We start from the raw sequence: 16,789 nt of genomic DNA, 5'->3' as shown, positions 1-16,789 counted from the left end.
GCACGAGGGTGCCGACCGGGGCGCCGGTTCCGGGCCCGGCCGCCGCCGGGGTCGGTGTCACTTCAGGTGGTCGGCCACCTCGAAGGGTGCATCCGTGGCGGCCGTGATCTGCTCGAGGGTGACGCCGTCGACCAGCTCGATCAGGGTCAGGCCGCCGGAGTCGCGGTCGAACACGCCGAGCTCGGTGATGATGCGGTTCACGCATCCCAGCCCGGTCAGCGGCAGGGTGATCTCGGAGACGATCTTGGACGAGCCGTCCTTGGCGACCTGGTCCATGACCACCACGATCCGACGAGCACCCACGACGAGGTCCATCGCCCCGCCCATGCCCTTGACCATGGCCCCGGGCACCATCCAGTTGGCGATATCGCCGGCGGGGTTGACCTGCATCGCGCCGAGGATCGCCACATCGATCTTGCCGGAGCGGATCATCCCGAAGCTGGTCGCCGAGTCGAAGATCGACGAGCCGGGCAACGTCGTCACCGTCTCCTTACCCGCATTGATCAGGTCCGGATTCACATCATCGGGGTGCGGGTACGGTCCGATGCCCAACAGGCCGTTCTCCGACTGCAGCGTCACCTCCACCCCGTCGGGGACGTAGTTGGGCACCAGGGTCGGCAGGCCGATCCCCAGGTTGACGTACTGCCCGTCGGACAACTCCAGAGCCGCGCGGGCGGCCATGGCCTGACGGTCGCGGCCGAGCCGGGCGGGCGTGGCGGTGTTGCTCATCAGCGCTGTCCTTCCGAGGGCGGGTTGGTGGTGGTCTTCTCGATCCACTTGGTCCCGGCGACCTGCTCGGCCGTCAGTTCCACCAGGCGGTGAACGAAGATGCCGGGCAGGTGGATGTCGTCCGGCGCGAGCTGGCCCACCTCGACGACCTTTTCGGCCTCCACGATGCACACGCGGCCGGCCATCGCGGCCAGCGGCGAGAAGTTCCGCGCGGTGAGGTTGAACCGCAGATTGCCGCTGCGGTCGGCCACCGCGGCCCGGATGATGGAGTAGTCCGCCTCGATGGCCTGCTCGAGTACGTAGGTCTCCCCGCGGATCTCACGGGTCTCCTTGGGCGGGGACTCCAAAGCCACGCCACCGTCGGAGTCGTACTTCCACGGCATCCCGCCGTCGGCGACGAAGGTGCCCACGCCGGTGCGGGTGAAAAACGCCCCGATCCCGGAGCCGCCGGCGCGCATCCGCTCGGCCAACGTGCCCTGGGGGGTCAGTTCGACCTCCAGCTCTCCGGACAGGTACTGGCGGGCGAACTCCTTGTTCTCCCCCACATACGAGGCCACGATGCGGCGCAGCTTGCCGGTCTCGAGTAGCATCCCCAGGCCCTTGCCGTCGACACCGGCGTTGTTGGAGAACACCTCGAAGTCCCCCACGTCGCGCGCGGCGAGCGCCTCGATGACGACCTGGGGGATCCCCACCAGTCCGAACCCACCCGCGGCGATCGACGCCCCGGCCGGGATATCCGCGACGGCCTCCGCCGCGGTCATGATCTTGCTGGACATACACTCACTCCTTGCTCAGGGGCGTCAAGAACGGTTGCGGGCCTGTCAGGCCAGCCCGAGGATCTCGATCGCGGTCTCACGCATGTCGACCTTGCGGACCTTGCCGGTGACCGTCATGGGGAACTCATCCACGACGTGGACGAACTTCGGGATCTTGTGGCGGGCGAGCTTGCCGGTGGCGAACTCACGGACCTCGTCGGCGGTCAGATCGTCCCGACCCGGCTTGAGGCGGACCCACGCCATGAGCTCCTCGCCGTACTTGGCGTCGGGAACGCCGATCACCTGGGCGTCGAGGATGGCCGGGTGGGTGTAGAGGAACTCCTCCACCTCGCGCGGGTAGATGTTCTCGCCGCCGCGGATGACCATATCCTTGATCCGGCCGGTGATCCTGACGTACCCGTCGTCGTCCATCTCACCGATGTCACCGGTGCGCATCCATCCGGCCTCGTCGATCGCCTCGGCGGTCTTGTCCGGCTGATCCCAGTAGCCCAGCATGACGCTGTAGCCCTTGGTGCAGAACTCGCCGGCCTCGCCGCGCGGGAGGGTCTCGCCGGTGCCCGGATCGATGATCTTGATCTCCAGGTGCGGGCCGACCCGACCCACGGTGGAGACGCGGCGGTCGAGCGAGTCGTCGGACCGGGTCTGCGTCGAGACCGGCGAGGTCTCGGTCATGCCGTAGCAGATCGACACCTCCTCCATGTGCATCTTCTCGATCACCTGACGCATGGTCGACTCGGGGCACGGCGAGCCCGCCATGATCCCGGTGCGCAGCGTCGACAGGTCGTAGGAGTCGAAGTCCTCCAACGCGAGCTCGGCGATGAACATCGTGGGCACCCCGTAGAGGCTGGTGCACTTCTCCTCCACCACCGCGCGCAGCGACGCGACCGGGTCGAACGCCGGGCCGGGGATGACCATGGCGGAGCCGTGCGTGGTGCACGCCAGGTTGCCCATCACCATGCCGAAGCAGTGGTAGAAGGGAACCGGGATGCACACCCGGTCGACCTCGGAGTAGTTGACCAGCTCGCCCACGAAGAACCCGTTGTTGAGGATGTTCGAGTGCGAGAGCGTCGCGCCCTTGGGAAAGCCCGTGGTGCCCGAGGTGTACTGGATGTTGATCGGGTCCGACGACGACAACCCCGCCCGGATCTCCGCCAGCTCCTCGGTGTGGGTCGGCCCGGACATCATCGACTCCCACTCCTCGTCACCGAAGAGGACGACGAACTCCAGGTCCGGGCAGTTCGGCTGCACCTGGGCCAGCATGCCCGTGTAATCAGAGTCCTTGAACTGGGGCGCCGCGACGACGGCCTTGAGCCCCGCCTGCTTCAGCACGAACTCCAGTTCGTGGACCCGGTAGGACGGGTTGATGTTGACCAGCACGGCGCCGATCTCCGCGGTGGCGTACTGGATCATCACCCACTCCCAACGGTTGGGCGACCAGATACCCACGCGGTCGCCCGCCCGGATCCCCAGCCGGTGCAGGCCGGACGCCAGCCGGCGCACATCGGCGAGGAACTCGGCATAGGTCCACCGGCGTCCGGCCTGCACGTCGACCAGGGCGTCCCGATCCCCGAACCGCTCGACCGTGGCCGCGAGATTGTCGGGGATCGTCTGCGTGAGCAGAGGGATGTCTGTCTCCCCGCGCGTGTGGGACACCGCGGGATCGAGTGGTGTGGAATCGAGACTTGAGGTGGTCATCTCGGTGCTCCTCGGGGGCGGGGCCGGATCAGGCCCGGGGGGTTGTCACTTCGGTGGCGGCGGCCGCGCGACGCATCGTCGACTCGGCCTGGCGGAAGACCGGACCGTCGACCATGCGACCGTCCAGCTGGAACACGCCCTGGTTGTGTTCCGCAGCGGCGAGGACCTTGCGGGCCCAGGCCACCTCGTCGTCGTCGGGCGCATAGGCCTCACGCACCACCGCCACCTGGGACGGATGGATGCACGCCGTGCCCACATATCCCTGGGCGACGGCGTCGAGCGCCTCGGCGCGCTGACCTTCGACGTCGGCGATGTCGAGATGGACCGAGTCCACCGCCCACCGCCCGAACGCGGCCGCGGCGAGCGCGACCCGGGTGCGGGCGTGGCGTGGGACGTCACGGTACTCCCCCGCCACCCGCGGCCCGCCCTCCTCGGCGGCGGAGAACCGGCTGGTCGACCCGCCCATCGCGGCGAGCAGATCCTCGGCTCCCCACATCAACCCGGCGCAGCCCGGCGCGGAGGCGATCTCCTCCGCGCGGACCACGCCGAGCGGGGTCTCCACCAGCGCCAACACCGCGGCGCCGGTCGCCGAGTACAGGTCGGTGACCTGCGCGGCGGACTCGGCCTTCGCGAGCATCACGCACCGGTAGCCGGTGGCGGTGAAGGCCTCCAGGTCCTCGGCGTGGTCGGAGGTGTCGACCGGATTGACGCGCACGATCGTGCGGTCGGGATCCAGGTCCGAGGACCGCAGCGCATCACGCGCGGCGGCCCGCTTCGCCGGCGCGACGGCGTCCTCGAGGTCGACGATCACCACGTCCGCCCGCTCGGCGGCCTTGGCGTACCGCTCCGGGCGGTCCGCCGGGCAGAACAACAGCGCCGGGCCGGGCGGGATCCATGCGGGTGCGCCGCTCATGCCGATCCCTCTCCGGTGGGGCGCTTGCGGACCAGCGTCTTGCGGACCGCCTTGGCGACGATGTCGCCGTGCTGGTTGCGACCGATGTGCTCGAGGGTGACGATGCCCTCACCCGGCCGCGACTTCGACTCGCGCTTGTCGGTGCAGATGGTCTCCGCGTACAGCGTGTCGCCGTGTAGAACCGGCTTGGGGAAGTTGACCTCGGAGAACCCGAGATTCGCCACGATCGTGCCCTGCGTGAGCTGCGCGACCGACAGGCCGACCAGCGTGGACAGGGTGTGCATCGAGTTCATGAGACGCTCGCCGCCGAAGCCCGGCTGCTCGGCCGACCACGCCGCGTCCAGGTGCAGGGCCTGCGTGTTCATGGTGAGCGTGGTGAACAGGACGTTGTCCGCCTCGGTCATCGTCCGGCCGGGGCGGTGGAGGTACGCGGTGCCGACCTCGTACTCCTCGAACCACAGGCCGCGCTGGACGACCTCCTTGCGCTGCTGCGCACTGTTGTCCGACATGACTACAGCCCCAGTCCGCGCGCGATGAGCATGAGCTGCACCTCGGTCGTGCCCTCGCCGATCTCGAGGATCTTCGAGTCGCGGTAGTGGCGGGCGACCGGGTACTCGTTCATGAAGCCGTAGCCGCCGTGGACCTGCGTGGCGTCGCGGGCGTTGTCCATCGCGGCCTCGGAGGCGACCATCTTGGCGATCGCGGCCTCCTTCTTGAACGGCTTGCCGGCCAACATGAGTCGCGCGGCCTCGTAGTAGGCGCAACGCGCCGTGTGGGCGCGGGCCTCCATACGAGCGATCTTGAACGCGATCGACTGGAACGAGCCGATCTTCTGGCCCATGGATTCGCGCTCGCGCGCGTACTTGACCGACTCGTCCACGCAGCCCTGCGCGGCACCCGTGGCCACGGCGGCGATGGCGATCCGGCCCTCGTCGAGGATCGACAGGAAGTTCGCGTAGCCGCGCCCCTCCTCGCCCAGCAGGTTCTCTACCGGCACCCGCGCGTCGGCGAAGGTCAGCGGGTGGGTGTCGGACGAGTTCCAGCCGACCTTGTCGTACGGCGGCTCGGCCGTGAAACCGGGGGTGTCGGACGGGACGATGATCGTCGAGATGGCCTTCTTGCCGTTCTCGCGCGTCCCCGTGACGGCGGTGACGGTGACCAGCGAGGTGATGTCGGTGCCCGAGTTGGTGATGAACTGCTTGTTGCCGTTGATCACCCACTGGTCGCCCTCACGCTTGGCGGTGGTCTTGGTGGCACCGGCATCCGAACCCGCGCCGGGCTCGGTGAGGCCGAAGCCCGCGAGCTTCGTGCCCGCGGCCAGGTCCGGTAGCCACTTCTGCTTCTGCTCTTCGTTTCCGAAGTGGAAGATCGGCATCGCACCCAGGCCGACGCCGGCCTCGAGGGTCATCGCGGTGGACTGGTCGACACGACCGAGCTCCTCGAGTGCCAGCGAGAGGGCGAAGTAGTCGCCGCCCATGCCGCCGTACTCCTCCGGGAAGGGCAGGCCGAACAGGCCCATCTGACCCATCTGGGCCACGACCTCGTAGGGGAAGGTGTGATCGCGGTCGTGTTCCGCCGAGGCCGGGGCGACCACCTTGTCGGCGAAGTCGGCGACCGTCGACTTGAGATCTGCGTAGTGCTCTTCCAACTCAGGCATCGGATTCTCCTTCGGATTCCTCGGTGGAGGGGTGGGGCTCGACGGTCGCGAGCAGATGATCGGCGGGCACCTGCTCGCCTTGGCGGACGTGGACGCGGGCCACGCCGTCGATCGGCGCGGTGAGCGAGTGCTCCATCTTCATGGCCTCGACGGCCAGGATGTTCTGGCCGGCGGTGACCTCGGCCCCGTCCTCCACGAAGCAGGCGATCACCGAACCCGGCATGGGGCTGAGGATCTGACCGTCGGCGGCGCCGGCGTCGTGGATCCGGGAGTCGATGAGCGGCAGCAGGCGCAGGTCCCAGGTCCCGCCGTCGCCCGCCACCCAGTACGTGTCGGGGCTCTTGGGATCCGTGGACCGCACGATCGTCCAGCGCTGCTGGGTGCTGTCGACGGTGAGCCGGAGCGAGGCCCCGTCCCGGGCGACCCGCGCCCGGTGGCGCGACGAGACCGTCGGCTCCTCGGCGGAGCCGATCGTCGCGTCGGTGATGGTGACCTCGGCGTCGTCGGGCGTCCCCTTGAGTCCCACCGTGACCGGATCGGTCCCGGGCCCGGTGTCCAGCCGCGTCCACACCTCGGCGCGGCCTCCGACCCGCCAGCCGTTGGGCACGTCCCACGGCCCACGGCGGTCGGCGGGCACCCTGGCCCAGCGCTCCTCGGTGCGGTGCATGGCCACGGCCACCAGCGCGCCCTCCGGCGCGGGGGCGGCGGCGTAGTCGTCGACACTACGGTCGAGCAGCCCGGTGTCCAGGTCACCGGCCACGACCTCGGGGCGGGAGAGCAGGAAGCGGCAGAAGTCGACGTTGGTGCGCAGGCCCAGCACGTGGGTGCCGGCCAACGCCGCGTCGAGTCGTGCCAGCGCCTCGGCGCGGTCGGCGCCGTGGGCGATGACCTTGCCGAGCATGGGGTCGTAGTCACTGCCGACGACTGTTCCCACCCGCAGACCGGAGTCCACGCGGATCCCGCTGCCCGACGGCTCCTCGAGACCGAGCACCGTGCCGCCGGTGGGCAGGAAGCCCTTGGCCGGGTCCTCGGCGTAGACGCGGGCCTCGATCGCGTGGCCCGTGAGGGTGATGTCCTCCTGGCGCAGCGTCAGCTCCTCGCCCGCGGCGATGCGGACCTGCCAGTCGACCAGGTCCACGCCGGTGACCATCTCGGTGACCGGGTGCTCCACCTGCAGGCGGGTGTTCATCTCCATGAAGAAGAACTCGTCCGGGGAGTGTGCGGAGACAATGAACTCGACCGTCCCGGCGCCGACGTACCCGACCGAGCGGGCCGCGTCGCAGGCCGCCTGACCGATGCGCTGGCGGGTGGCCTCGTCGAGCAGCGCGCTGGGCGCCTCCTCGATGACCTTCTGGTGGCGCCGCTGGAGCGAGCACTCGCGCTCTCCCAGGTGGACGATGTTGCCGTGGGTGTCGGCCAGGACCTGCACCTCGATGTGGCGGGGGGTGTCCACGAACCGCTCGAGGAACAGCGTGTCGTCGCCGAACGCGTTAGCCGACTCGCGCCGCGCCGAGTCCAGGGCCGCCGGCAGGTCAGCCGGATCCTCGACGCGCCGCATGCCCTTACCGCCGCCGCCGGCGGACGGCTTGACGAGAACGGGGTAGCCGACCTCGGCCGCGCCGGCGACCAGCTCGTCGTCGGTCAGTCCCGGCCGGGAGATGCCGGGCACGGTGGGCACGTCGCGAGCGGTCACCGCGGCCTTGGCGGTGATCTTGTCACCCATCGTCTCGATCGCCGAGGCCGGCGGGCCGACGAAGATCAGACCCGCCTCCTCCAGCGCGCGGGCGAACTTCGCGTTCTCCGACAGGAAGCCGTACCCCGGGTGGACGGCCTGCGCGCCGGTCTCGCGGCACGCGGCGATGACCTTGTCGATGTCGAGGTAGGACTGCGACGCCTGCGCCGGGCCCAGCCGGACCGCGGCGTCCGCCATGCGCACGTGCAGCGCGTCGGCGTCGGCATCGGAGTAGACGGCGACCGAGCGGATACCCGCGGCGCGGAGTGAACGGATCACGCGGCACGCGATCTCACCGCGGTTGGCCACCAGGACGGTGTCGAGCTTCTGAGGCAGTTTTTCTGACATTGGTCTGCTCACATCCTGAAGACGCCGTTGTTGACCGGCTCGAGGGGGGCGTTGGCGGCCGCGGCAAGCGCCAGGCCGAGGACGGTGCGGGTGTCGGCGGGGTCGATGATCCCGTCGTCCCAGAGGCGGGCCGTGGAGTAGTACGCGGTGGACTGCTCCTCGAACTGCTCCCGGATCGGGGCGGTGAACTCCGACTGTTGCTCGTCGGTCCACTCCCCTCCCGACTTGGTGACCTGCGCCGCGCGCACCGAGGCCAGGGTGTCGGCCGCCTGCGGACCACCCATCACGGCGATCTTCGCGTTGGGCCACATCCACAGGAAGCGCGGCGAGTAGGCGCGGCCGCACATCGAGTAGTTGCCGGCGCCGAACGAGCCGCCCACGACGATCGTGAACTTGGGCACCCGGGCGCACGCCACGGCGGTGACCATCTTGGCGCCATTCTTGGCGATCCCGCCCGCCTCGTATTGGCGGCCCACCATGAAGCCGGTGATGTTCTGCAGGAAGACCAGCGGGATCCTGCGGCGATCGCACAGTTCGATGAAGTGCGCCCCCTTGAGGGCGGACTCGGAGAAGATCACGCCGTTGTTGCCGATGATCCCGACCGGGTGACCGTGGATCCGCGCGAACGCGGTGACCATCGAGCTGCCGTAGTTCTCCTTGAACTCGGTGTACTCGCCGCCGTCCACGATCGTTCCGATGATGTCGCGCACGTCGTACGGGGTGCGCGAGTCGGTCGGAACGAGGTCGTACAGGTCCGTCTGCGGGCGGGCCGGCTCACGCGGCTCGAGGACGTCCCAGTCCGGGGCGGGCGAGGGCGGGCAGGTCGCGACGATCTCCCGGACTTTCATGAGCGCGTCGTAGTCGTCGTCGGCCAGGTGGTCCACCACACCGGAGGTCTTGGCGTGGAGGTCGCCGCCACCCAGCTCCTCGGCGGTGACCTCCTCGCCCGTCGCGGCCTTGACCAGCGGCGGACCGGCCAGGAAGATCGTGCCCTGATTGCGCACGATCACGGCCTCGTCGCTCATCGCCGGCACGTACGCGCCACCGGCGGTGCACGAGCCCATGACCGCGGCGATCTGCGGGATGCCCTTGGCGGACATCGTGGCCTGGTTGTAGAAGATGCGGCCGAAATGGTCGCGGTCAGGGAAGACCTCGTCCTGCTGGAGCAGCATCGCGCCGCCCGAGTCGACGAGGTAGATGCACGGCAGGTTGTTGGCCAGTGCCACCTCCTGGCCGCGCAGGTGCTTCTTCACCGTCATGGGGTAATAGGTGCCGCCGGAGACCGTCGCGTCGTTGGCGATGATCAGGCACTCGCGGCCGGAGACCCGGCCGATGCCGGCCACGACACCCGCGGCGGGGGCTTTGCCGCCGTACATCTCCTCCGCGGCGAGCGGCGAGAGCTCGAGGAACGGGCTGCCGGGGTCGAGTAGGACGTCGACACGTTGGCGGGCGAGGAGCTTGCCCCGCTCGAGGTGTCGGGTCCGGGCCTTCTCGCCGCCGCCGAGCGCGGCGCGGTCGAGGCGGGCACGCAGGTCGGAGAGGAGCTCCTCGTGCGCCTGGCGATTGGTGGTCGCGGAAGTCATCTGCGCCGCTCCCTTTCAGTTAAGTCGGATTAACTGAAATCGACGATAGTGCCGCGCCTCACAAATGTCCAGAGCGGATTCGCACACACCGCCCGCCCCGGCCGCGGTGACTCCTCGACGAACGCAAGCGGAACCGGGGGCAGCCGCGCCCCGACGATGCCGTTCCCGCAGGCCAGAAGCTTAGGCTTGGCTCATATAGCACAGCCTTACTTTGGTTGCAAGTCGGACCGATCCGGTGTTGACTCTTGTCCACACATCCGACGCGACGCGAGGAGCGATCGTCATGGCCACCCTCACCGGAATCAGCACCTGCACCGTGACCGCGTGCTCGTTCAACAGCGAGCAGAACTGCAACGCGGGCGCCATCACGGTCGCCGGCGCGCCCGATCACGCCGAATGCGGCACCTTCATCTCACTGGACGTCCGCGGTGGCCTCCCCACCGCCGCCGCCCACGTGGGCGCCTGCCAGCGGGTCGAGTGCGCACACAACAAGGACCTGCTCTGCTCCGCCGAGTCGGTCACCATCGGCTCCGGCGCCGACACGGCCGACTGCCTCACCTACACCCCGGCCTGACCGGCGCCGCGCGTCCGGCCTCCCAGCCCCTCAACCCACGAAACCGGCTCCCGACCTCGCGAGGTCGGGAGCCGGTCGTGCGTGTGCGGTCGGACGCCGACGACGACGAGCGCCGCGTCAGCTGGCGCGAGCGACGTACTGACCCATCTCCCGGACCACGTCCCCCGCATTCTCCGCACGGGCCAGGAACGGGAGGTGGATGACGTCGGCGTCAACGCCCAGTGCGGTGATCAGGTGGAGCCCTTCGGCGTCCACCCCGAGCACGTAGGGCGGACTGTCCGGATCGCCGGCGCCGGCGAGGGCGGCCAGCTCGCCGCCGAAACGAGCCCGGATCTCGTCCGCCAGGCCGGCCGATTCGACCGCGAGCGGATCGGACGGCACCGCGTCGAGCAGCCGTGCGTCGACCGTGCCCGCGTGGCCGAGGCGCTTCACGTCCACGTCACCGAGCTGGATCTCGATCTCGACCACCCAGCCCTCGCCCTGTCGCGCCGCCCGGGCGACGCCGAAGGCGTAGAGGCTGGCGACGTGGACCCTGGCCTCGACGATCGGGGCGTACTCGTCGATCATCACCACGACCTCGACGGACTCACCCGGCGCGACCATCAGGCCCGACCAGGGCGCCGGCGTCCCGATCACGACGATCGCGCCTTCGCCGATCCAGCGATGCCCCGCCGAGACCATGACGTCCGAGCGGTTCTTGCTCCCGCGCACGGCGACCGTGGCGACGCCGGTGCCGTCCAGGAGTCGGCGCGCGCCCGCGGTGATCGGGCTCGACGTGATCGGGTGCACTGTCATGAATCGTCCTCCACAGCCGGGTCACACCTCACCGTCGGTGACGGCGCCACGGAAGCGCTTTAGGTGACCCTCGCCTTACTTAGGTGCCCCTAAACTGCCTGATCGACCCTGAGGATGTCAATAGTGAGTTCCCGCACGGCGCAAGAGCACCCCTAAGGTGGGGTCGTGATCGACGCCACTGCCAGCACTTCCGGCAACGACACCCGTCGGGTGCATGCCTTCCACGACGATGCCCTCGGCTACGACGACGCGACCGCCGTGGCCGAGCGGATCCGCACCGGCGAACTCCATCCGGTCGAGGCGATGCAGGCGGCCATCGCGCGAATCGACTCCGTCGAGCCCGCCCTCGGCACGCTGGCGTTCAGCGACACCGGCCGGGCCCTCCAGCGGGCCCGGGCTTTCGGCGAGCACGTGCGTGGCCCAGAGGGGATCCCCCGGCTCGCCGGCGTGCCGAGCGCGTTCAAGGACAACGTCGCTGCCGCCGGGATGCCCACCACCATGGGCTCCGACGCGGTGCGTGCGACCCCGGCAGACTCGGACGGCCCGGTCGTGCGCGAATTGAGTGCGACCGGGGTGATCCCGGTCGGGATGACCACCACCCCGCCGTTCGGCTGGACGGCGGCGACCGAACGCCAGGGTGGACGCGTCACCCGCAATCCGTGGGATGTCCGTCGCACGCCCGGAGGCTCATCGGGAGGCTCGGCCGCGCTCGTGGCCGCGGGCGCGCTGCCGATCGCGCACGCCAACGACGGCGGCGGTTCCGTGCGGATTCCCGCGGCGGCGACCGGGCTGGTCGGATTCAAGCCCAGCCAGGGCCGCCACTCCCACGAGCCCTACTCCAAGAACATGCCCATCCCGATCGTGTCGCAGTCGGTCGTGACGAGATCCGTGCGCGACACGGTGAACTTCTGGGCCGCGTTCGAGGCCCGGCGGCCGGCGACGAAGGTCGCACCGATGGGGCAGATCTCGCCCGCTCCCGACCGGCGGCTGCGGATAGGGATGGTCGAGCAGAGCCCCGCGGGCGGCCCCACCGACGCCGCCACCCTCACCGTGCTGCGCCTGGCCGCCCAGCGCCTCGAGGAGCTCGGACATCGCGTGGACCTGATCGAGGCGCCCGTCCCGTCGACGTTCGAGGACGACTTCAAGGCCTACTGGGGCCTGCTCGCCCTGGCCACGTCCAAACAGGGTGCCTCACTCTTCGGCGAAGGCTTTGACCCCGCCGAGCTCGACGCCTTCACCGTGGGTCTCGCGGCCCAGGCGCTCAGGCGTCTGCACCGGGTCCCAGGTGTGCTGCTGCGCCTGAACCGGATGCGGCGGCGCCACGACGCGATGTTCGGCGACCGCGACCTGATCCTCAATCCGGTGGTCAACCACGAGACGCCGGAAGTCGGCTACCTGGACGCCGACCAGGATTTCGACCAGCACATGGAGCGGGTCGCGAACTGGGTCACGTTCACTCCGGCCCAGAACGTGGCGGGCTCACCGGCCATCTCCCTACCTGCCGGGGCCGCGCCGGACGGGATGCCGATCGGCGTGCAGCTCAGCGCCCGTATCGGTCACGATCGCACCCTCCTCGAGATCGCCTCCGAGTACGAGGCCGCCTTCCCGTTCGCCCGGATCTGGGAGTAGCGCTCAGCCCTCGAGCAGCTGGGTCACGCGGGGCCCGACCCGCTGGCGCAGGATCACCTCGGTGCGGGTCCGCAGCACGCCGGGCGTCGAGATGATCGCGCTGAAGACCTCTTCGAGGTGCGCGTGGTCGCGCGCGACCACGCGGCAGACGATGTCGAACTCGCCGGCCACACTCATCACCTCGAGCACCTCACGCACCCGCGCCAGGCCATCGCACGTCTCCTGCAGCTTGGCCTGCGCCATCTGGATGTGGACGAGCGCGCCGAGCGGGTAGCCGAGCGCGGAGGCGTCGAGGGCCGGCGCCCAGGAGGCGAGCACGCCGCGCGACTCGAGCTTGTCGAGCCGAGCCTGTGCGGTGCCGCGGGCCACGCCGAGGCGACGCGAGAACTCGCGTACGCCGACGCGGGGGTCCGCCATGACGATCGACAGCAGCCGCCGGTCCGTGTCGTCCAGGTTGGGTGAGAAGTCCATGTGTCCAGAGTAGAGGACGAACTAGTGGACATGGTGTTCAATCTCGTTCCCGTGCCGGCGCGCTCGATGTACAGACTGCCCGGCAGTCCGCTGGCCACGTGACGGGGTTCACAGGACGGCCTAGCCTGGAGATCCTGATCACAAGTTCCCCAAGGCTAGGTGTGAATCATGACCTCCCTTCTCGGCTCCCCCAACGGCACGCACGACGACCTGCCGCGGACCGGCCAGGCGGACGCCGGCTCCTTCTCCCTCTCGGACCGCTACACCCGCGAGAGCGGCACCGTCTACCTCACCGGGATCCAGGCCCTGGTCCGCACCGTCCGTGACCGCGCGCGCCTGGACCGTAGACAGAACCTGCTCACCGCGAGTCTGGTGAGCGGCTACGAGGGCTCGCCGCTGGCGGGCTACGACCTCGAGCTGGCCAAGCGCGGCGCGTTCCTCGACCCGTACGACGTCGTGCACCGCCCCGCCCTCAACGAGGAGGCCGGCGCGACCGCGGTGATGGGCTCGCAGATCGCCCGTCGCACCGGCACCCTGCGCTCGACCGCCCACACCGGCGGTGCTCCCCTGGATGGCGTCGTGGGCTACTGGTACGGCAAATCCCCCGGCCTCGACCGCGCCTCGGATGCCATCCGACACGCCAACCTCATCGGCACCGATCCGCACGGCGGCGCCGTCGCCCTGGTCGGCGACGACCCCGGGGCCAAGTCCTCGACCGTCCCGTGCGCCTCCGAACTGGCATTGGCCGACCTCTACCTGCCCACGTTGTACCCCGCCGACTCGCAGGACGTCCTGGACTTCGGCGTCCACGCCGCAATCCTGTCCAGGGTCTCCGGCCTGTGGTCCGCCATGAAGATCTCCTCGCACGTCGCGGACGCCTCGTCCACCGCCCTCGTGGACCCGGACCGGATCCTGCCCGTCTACGGTGACCTCGGCGTGAGCCCGCACGTCCCGTCCGGCCAGCTGCTCGGGTCGAGTCTGATGGAACTGGAGCAGAACCAGCTCACCATCCGGATCCCTCGCGCCCTCGAGTACGCACGACTCAACAAGCTCAACCGCATAGTGCAGCGCACCGCCGACGACCGGATCGGCATCGTCGCCTCCGGCAAGAGCTACCTCGACGTCCGGGAGTCCCTCCGTCGGCTCGGCCTCGACGATTCGGAACTCGCGCGCCGCGGCATCCGGATCCTCAAGCTGGGCATGGTCTACCCGATCGAGCGCACCGTGCTCGACGAGTTCATGACCGGTCTCGACGAGGTGATCGTGGTCGAGGAGAAGCGGGACTTCATCGAGACCATGATCCGCGAGATCCACTTCCGCCGCCCCGACGTCGCCAACGTCGTGGGCAAGTCCCACGAAGACGGCTCCACCCTGTTCAGCCGATTCGGCGAACTCGACGTGGACGCCGTGACCCGGGGCCTGGCACAGCGGCTCGGCAAGGTCCACGGCATCGAGTCCGCACAGGCGTGGCTCGACGGCCCGGGCCGCGGCCGCTCGCGCATCACGCTGCCACTGGCCACCACCCGGTCCCCGTACTTCTGCTCGGGCTGCCCACACAACAGCTCCACCAAGGTCGCCGACGGCACCCTGGTCGGCGGCGGCATCGGCTGCCACGCGATGGTGCTGACGATGGACGAGTCGCAGGTCGGCAAGGTCACGGGCGTCACCCAGATGGGCGGCGAGGGCATCCAGTGGACGGGCATGTCACCGTTCCTCGAAGAGCGCCACATGGTGCAGAACGTCGGCGACGGCACGTTCATGCACTCCGGATCTCTCGCTCTGCGCGCCGCTGTGGCCGCGGGCGACAACATCACCTACAAGTTGCTCTACAACGGCACGGTCGCCATGACCGGCGGCCAGGACCCGGTCGGCGAGATGTCGCTCCCGGAGATCCTTCGCCTGCTCCAGGCCGAGAAGGTCGCCAAAATCGTCGTGACGACGGACAACGTCAAGGCCACCAGGGCACAGGGCGTCCCGCGAGGCGTCGACGTGCGCGACCGGGTGGACACCCTCGAAATCCAGCAGGAGCTCGCGGCCGTCCCCGGCGTCACGGTGCTGGTCCACGACCAGTACTGCGCCGCCGAGAAGCGTCGCCACCGCAAGCGCGGTGACTATCCCACCCCCGCCGAAAAGGTCGTGATCAACGAGCGAATCTGTGAGGGCTGCGGCGACTGCGGCAAGAAATCCAACTGCCTGTCCGTCCACCCGGTCCAGACCGAGTTCGGCCGCAAGACCCAGATCGACCAGTCCACCTGCAACTTCGACTTCTCGTGTCTGCAGGGCGACTGCCCCGCATTCGTCACCGTCGTGCCGGGAGACAGGACCGAGCGGGTCGCCACGGCCCCCGCGCTCGGTGCCGGCGACATTCCCGAGCCGGCCCGATCCGAGGTGGATCCCGACCGTGGCTTCTCACTCCGCCTCACCGGGATCGGCGGGACCGGCATCGTCACGGTCTCCGCGGTCCTGGCCACCGCCGCCGTGCTCGACGGCAACTCGGCACGCACTCTCGACATGACCGGGCTCGCCCAGAAGGGCGGTGCCGTGGTCTCCGACGTCCGCGTGAGCCGCACCCCGCTGGAGCAGCCACCCAAGATCGGCGCGGGCGACTGCGACCTCTACCTCTGTTGTGACGGCATCGTCGGTGCGGACAACGCCCACCTCAAGGTCGCGAACCCGGATCGCACCACCGCGGTCGTCTCCACCACGCAGATCCCGACCGGGAAGATGGTCATCGACACCGCCGTACACTTCCCCACTGATTCGGACATCCAGGCCGTGATCGACCGCGCCTCTCGCCGTGGCCTCTACCTCGACCCGGGCGACACGACGGAGAAGCTGTTCGGTTCCACGCAGACGTCCAACATGCTCATGGTGGGCGCCGCGTATCAGAGTGGCGCGCTGCCCGTCTCCGCGGAGGCCATCGAGCAGGCCATCGAGCTCAACGGGGTGGCCGTGGAGCAGAACCTGCAGGCGTTCCGCCGTGGCCGTCAGACCGTCGCGGATCCCGCCGCGGTGTCCGCGCTCGTCGCCGAGCTGCACCAGCCGGTGTCGACGGCGACCGTCGACCGTCATGTGGCCTCGCCCGCCTGCGAGCGTCTGCTCGCAGGACTCGGGGCCGATGCCTCCGACGAGCTGCGCGCTGCAGTGGCGCTGCGGGTCGACGAACTCATCGCCTTCCAGGACGAGGCCTACGCGGCCGACTATGTGCGACGCGTGGAGCAGATCCGCGCGGCCGAGGCCTTGAAGGATGAGCGCACTGCAGGTGGCCCGGGCGCCGCCGGTGACACGGCGGGTGAACAGCTCACGCTCGCGGTGGCCAAGCACCTCCACAAGCTCATGGCATACAAGGATGAGTACGAGGTCGCCCGCCTCGCCGTGGACCCGGAGTTCGCTCAGCAGATCGCCGAGGACTGGGGCGAAGGCGCGGTGGCCAGGCTCAAGCTGCATCCGCCGACACTGCGCGCGATGGGCATGAAGAAGAAGATCTCGATCGGCCCCAAGGCCATGCCGGCCATGAAGGCGCTCGCGAAGATGAAGCGTCTGCGGGGCACGCCACTCGATGTGTTCGGCTACGCCGGTGTCCGCCGGGTCGAACGCGAGCTGCTGGCCGAGTACCGCGGCCTCGTCGACGAGCTCACCGCCGAGCTGCGTCGCGTGGGCCCGGTCGGCAAGGACGCCACGTGGACCGCGACCGCGGTCGCGCTCGCCGAGCTGCCGGACATGGTCCGCGGCTACGAGCACGTCAAGCTGGACAACGTGACCCGATACCGGGAGGAGCTCGCCGCCCTACGCCCGCAGCTCGACGCCTGACGCCCCTCACGCAGCCCGCGATCCGAGAACCCCTCGGCCCGCGGGCTGCGTCGTCCGCCCAGGGGGATTCAGCTCCA

The 16,789-nt window shown here is 69.6% G+C and carries 13 protein-coding genes; 3 read left to right on the top strand and 10 right to left on the bottom strand.

Annotation, left to right across the window (positions count from 1 at the left end; translation table 11 throughout):
- Positions 1-57: 57 nt before the first annotated feature.
- From ACWIE7_RS10555 to ACWIE7_RS10520, 8 genes are read right to left on the bottom strand one after another with little or no spacing between them, the layout of a single operon-like run.
- Positions 58-729 (bottom strand): 3-oxoacid CoA-transferase subunit B, encoded by a 672-nt coding sequence (locus tag ACWIE7_RS10555; RefSeq protein WP_454069234.1) that lies wholly within the window; start codon positions 727-729, stop codon positions 58-60.
- The gene (locus ACWIE7_RS10550; protein WP_454069233.1) at positions 729-1,505 is read right to left on the bottom strand and encodes a CoA transferase subunit A; all 777 of its coding nucleotides are present in this window, start codon (positions 1,503-1,505) and stop codon (positions 729-731) included. Before ACWIE7_RS10550 ends, ACWIE7_RS10555 begins: the two co-directional genes overlap by 1 nt.
- A 45-nt stretch (positions 1,506-1,550) precedes the next feature.
- Positions 1,551-3,200, bottom strand: coding sequence for an AMP-binding protein (locus ACWIE7_RS10545; RefSeq protein WP_454069232.1), 1,650 nt, complete (start codon positions 3,198-3,200; stop codon positions 1,551-1,553).
- Positions 3,201-3,228: 28 nt separating this feature from the next.
- Positions 3,229-4,113 (bottom strand): HpcH/HpaI aldolase/citrate lyase family protein, encoded by an 885-nt coding sequence (locus ACWIE7_RS10540; RefSeq protein WP_454058365.1) that lies wholly within the window; start codon positions 4,111-4,113, stop codon positions 3,229-3,231.
- Complete coding sequence (locus ACWIE7_RS10535) at positions 4,110-4,622, bottom strand: MaoC family dehydratase (protein WP_344988179.1); 513 nt, start codon at positions 4,620-4,622, stop codon at positions 4,110-4,112. Before ACWIE7_RS10535 ends, ACWIE7_RS10540 begins: the two co-directional genes overlap by 4 nt.
- A gap of 2 nt (positions 4,623-4,624) precedes the next feature.
- On the bottom strand, positions 4,625-5,770 hold the full coding sequence (locus tag ACWIE7_RS10530) for an acyl-CoA dehydrogenase family protein (RefSeq protein ID WP_454069231.1): 1,146 nt from the start codon (positions 5,768-5,770) through the stop codon (positions 4,625-4,627).
- On the bottom strand, positions 5,763-7,850 hold the full coding sequence (locus tag ACWIE7_RS10525; RefSeq protein ID WP_454058367.1) for an acetyl/propionyl/methylcrotonyl-CoA carboxylase subunit alpha: 2,088 nt from the start codon (positions 7,848-7,850) through the stop codon (positions 5,763-5,765). Before ACWIE7_RS10525 ends, ACWIE7_RS10530 begins: the two co-directional genes overlap by 8 nt.
- A gap of 8 nt (positions 7,851-7,858) precedes the next feature.
- Entirely contained in the window at positions 7,859-9,433 is a 1,575-nt protein-coding gene (locus ACWIE7_RS10520; protein WP_452098678.1) for a carboxyl transferase domain-containing protein, read from the bottom strand.
- 283 nt (positions 9,434-9,716) lie between these two features.
- On the opposite strand from ACWIE7_RS10520, the gene ACWIE7_RS10515 reads away from it, so the two are divergent.
- Positions 9,717-10,007 (top strand): DUF1540 domain-containing protein, encoded by a 291-nt coding sequence (locus ACWIE7_RS10515; RefSeq protein ID WP_230931414.1) that lies wholly within the window; start codon positions 9,717-9,719, stop codon positions 10,005-10,007.
- A 117-nt stretch (positions 10,008-10,124) separates the two neighbouring features.
- On the opposite strand, the gene ACWIE7_RS10510 is transcribed toward ACWIE7_RS10515, so the two are convergent.
- Complete coding sequence (locus ACWIE7_RS10510) at positions 10,125-10,802, bottom strand: hypothetical protein (protein WP_452098677.1); 678 nt, start codon at positions 10,800-10,802, stop codon at positions 10,125-10,127.
- 165 nt (positions 10,803-10,967) lie between these two features.
- Between ACWIE7_RS10510 and ACWIE7_RS10505 the strand changes: the two genes are divergently transcribed.
- Entirely contained in the window at positions 10,968-12,431 is a 1,464-nt protein-coding gene (locus tag ACWIE7_RS10505; RefSeq protein WP_454069230.1) for an amidase, read from the top strand.
- A gap of 3 nt (positions 12,432-12,434) precedes the next feature.
- Here the strand turns inward: ACWIE7_RS10505 and ACWIE7_RS10500 are convergent, their stop codons facing one another.
- Positions 12,435-12,902, bottom strand: a complete 468-nt coding sequence (locus ACWIE7_RS10500; protein ID WP_452098675.1) for an Lrp/AsnC family transcriptional regulator — start codon at positions 12,900-12,902, stop codon at positions 12,435-12,437.
- 168 nt (positions 12,903-13,070) lie between these two features.
- Between ACWIE7_RS10500 and ACWIE7_RS10495 the strand changes: the two genes are divergently transcribed.
- Complete coding sequence (locus ACWIE7_RS10495; protein WP_454069229.1) at positions 13,071-16,712, top strand: indolepyruvate ferredoxin oxidoreductase family protein; 3,642 nt, start codon at positions 13,071-13,073, stop codon at positions 16,710-16,712.
- The last annotated feature ends 77 nt before the right edge of the window (positions 16,713-16,789 follow it).

Source organism: Dietzia sp. NPDC055343, assembly GCF_053645265.1.
The sequence above is the reverse complement of the archived record's forward strand: the minus strand, read 5'-3'. Positions and strand labels throughout refer to the sequence as shown.

What these genes read in the sequence shown, in the direction of transcription:
- ACWIE7_RS10520 (WP_452098678.1), bottom strand. Translation starts at nt 9,433, where the DNA reads ATGACTTCCGCGACCACCAATCGCCAGGCGCACGAGGAGCTCCTCTCC.
- ACWIE7_RS10515 (WP_230931414.1), top strand. Translation starts at nt 9,717, where the DNA reads ATGGCCACCCTCACCGGAATCAGCACCTGCACCGTGACCGCGTGCTCG.
- ACWIE7_RS10535 (WP_344988179.1), bottom strand. Translation starts at nt 4,622, where the DNA reads ATGTCGGACAACAGTGCGCAGCAGCGCAAGGAGGTCGTCCAGCGCGGC.
- ACWIE7_RS10550 (WP_454069233.1), bottom strand. Translation starts at nt 1,505, where the DNA reads ATGTCCAGCAAGATCATGACCGCGGCGGAGGCCGTCGCGGATATCCCG.
- ACWIE7_RS10530 (WP_454069231.1), bottom strand. Translation starts at nt 5,770, where the DNA reads ATGCCTGAGTTGGAAGAGCACTACGCAGATCTCAAGTCGACGGTCGCC.
- ACWIE7_RS10525 (WP_454058367.1), bottom strand. Translation starts at nt 7,850, where the DNA reads ATGTCAGAAAAACTGCCTCAGAAGCTCGACACCGTCCTGGTGGCCAAC.
- ACWIE7_RS10500 (WP_452098675.1), bottom strand. Translation starts at nt 12,902, where the DNA reads ATGGACTTCTCACCCAACCTGGACGACACGGACCGGCGGCTGCTGTCG.
- ACWIE7_RS10545 (WP_454069232.1), bottom strand. Translation starts at nt 3,200, where the DNA reads ATGACCACCTCAAGTCTCGATTCCACACCACTCGATCCCGCGGTGTCC.
- ACWIE7_RS10510 (WP_452098677.1), bottom strand. Translation starts at nt 10,802, where the DNA reads ATGACAGTGCACCCGATCACGTCGAGCCCGATCACCGCGGGCGCGCGC.
- ACWIE7_RS10495 (WP_454069229.1), top strand. Translation starts at nt 13,071, where the DNA reads ATGACCTCCCTTCTCGGCTCCCCCAACGGCACGCACGACGACCTGCCG.
- ACWIE7_RS10540 (WP_454058365.1), bottom strand. Translation starts at nt 4,113, where the DNA reads ATGAGCGGCGCACCCGCATGGATCCCGCCCGGCCCGGCGCTGTTGTTC.
- ACWIE7_RS10555 (WP_454069234.1), bottom strand. Translation starts at nt 729, where the DNA reads ATGAGCAACACCGCCACGCCCGCCCGGCTCGGCCGCGACCGTCAGGCC.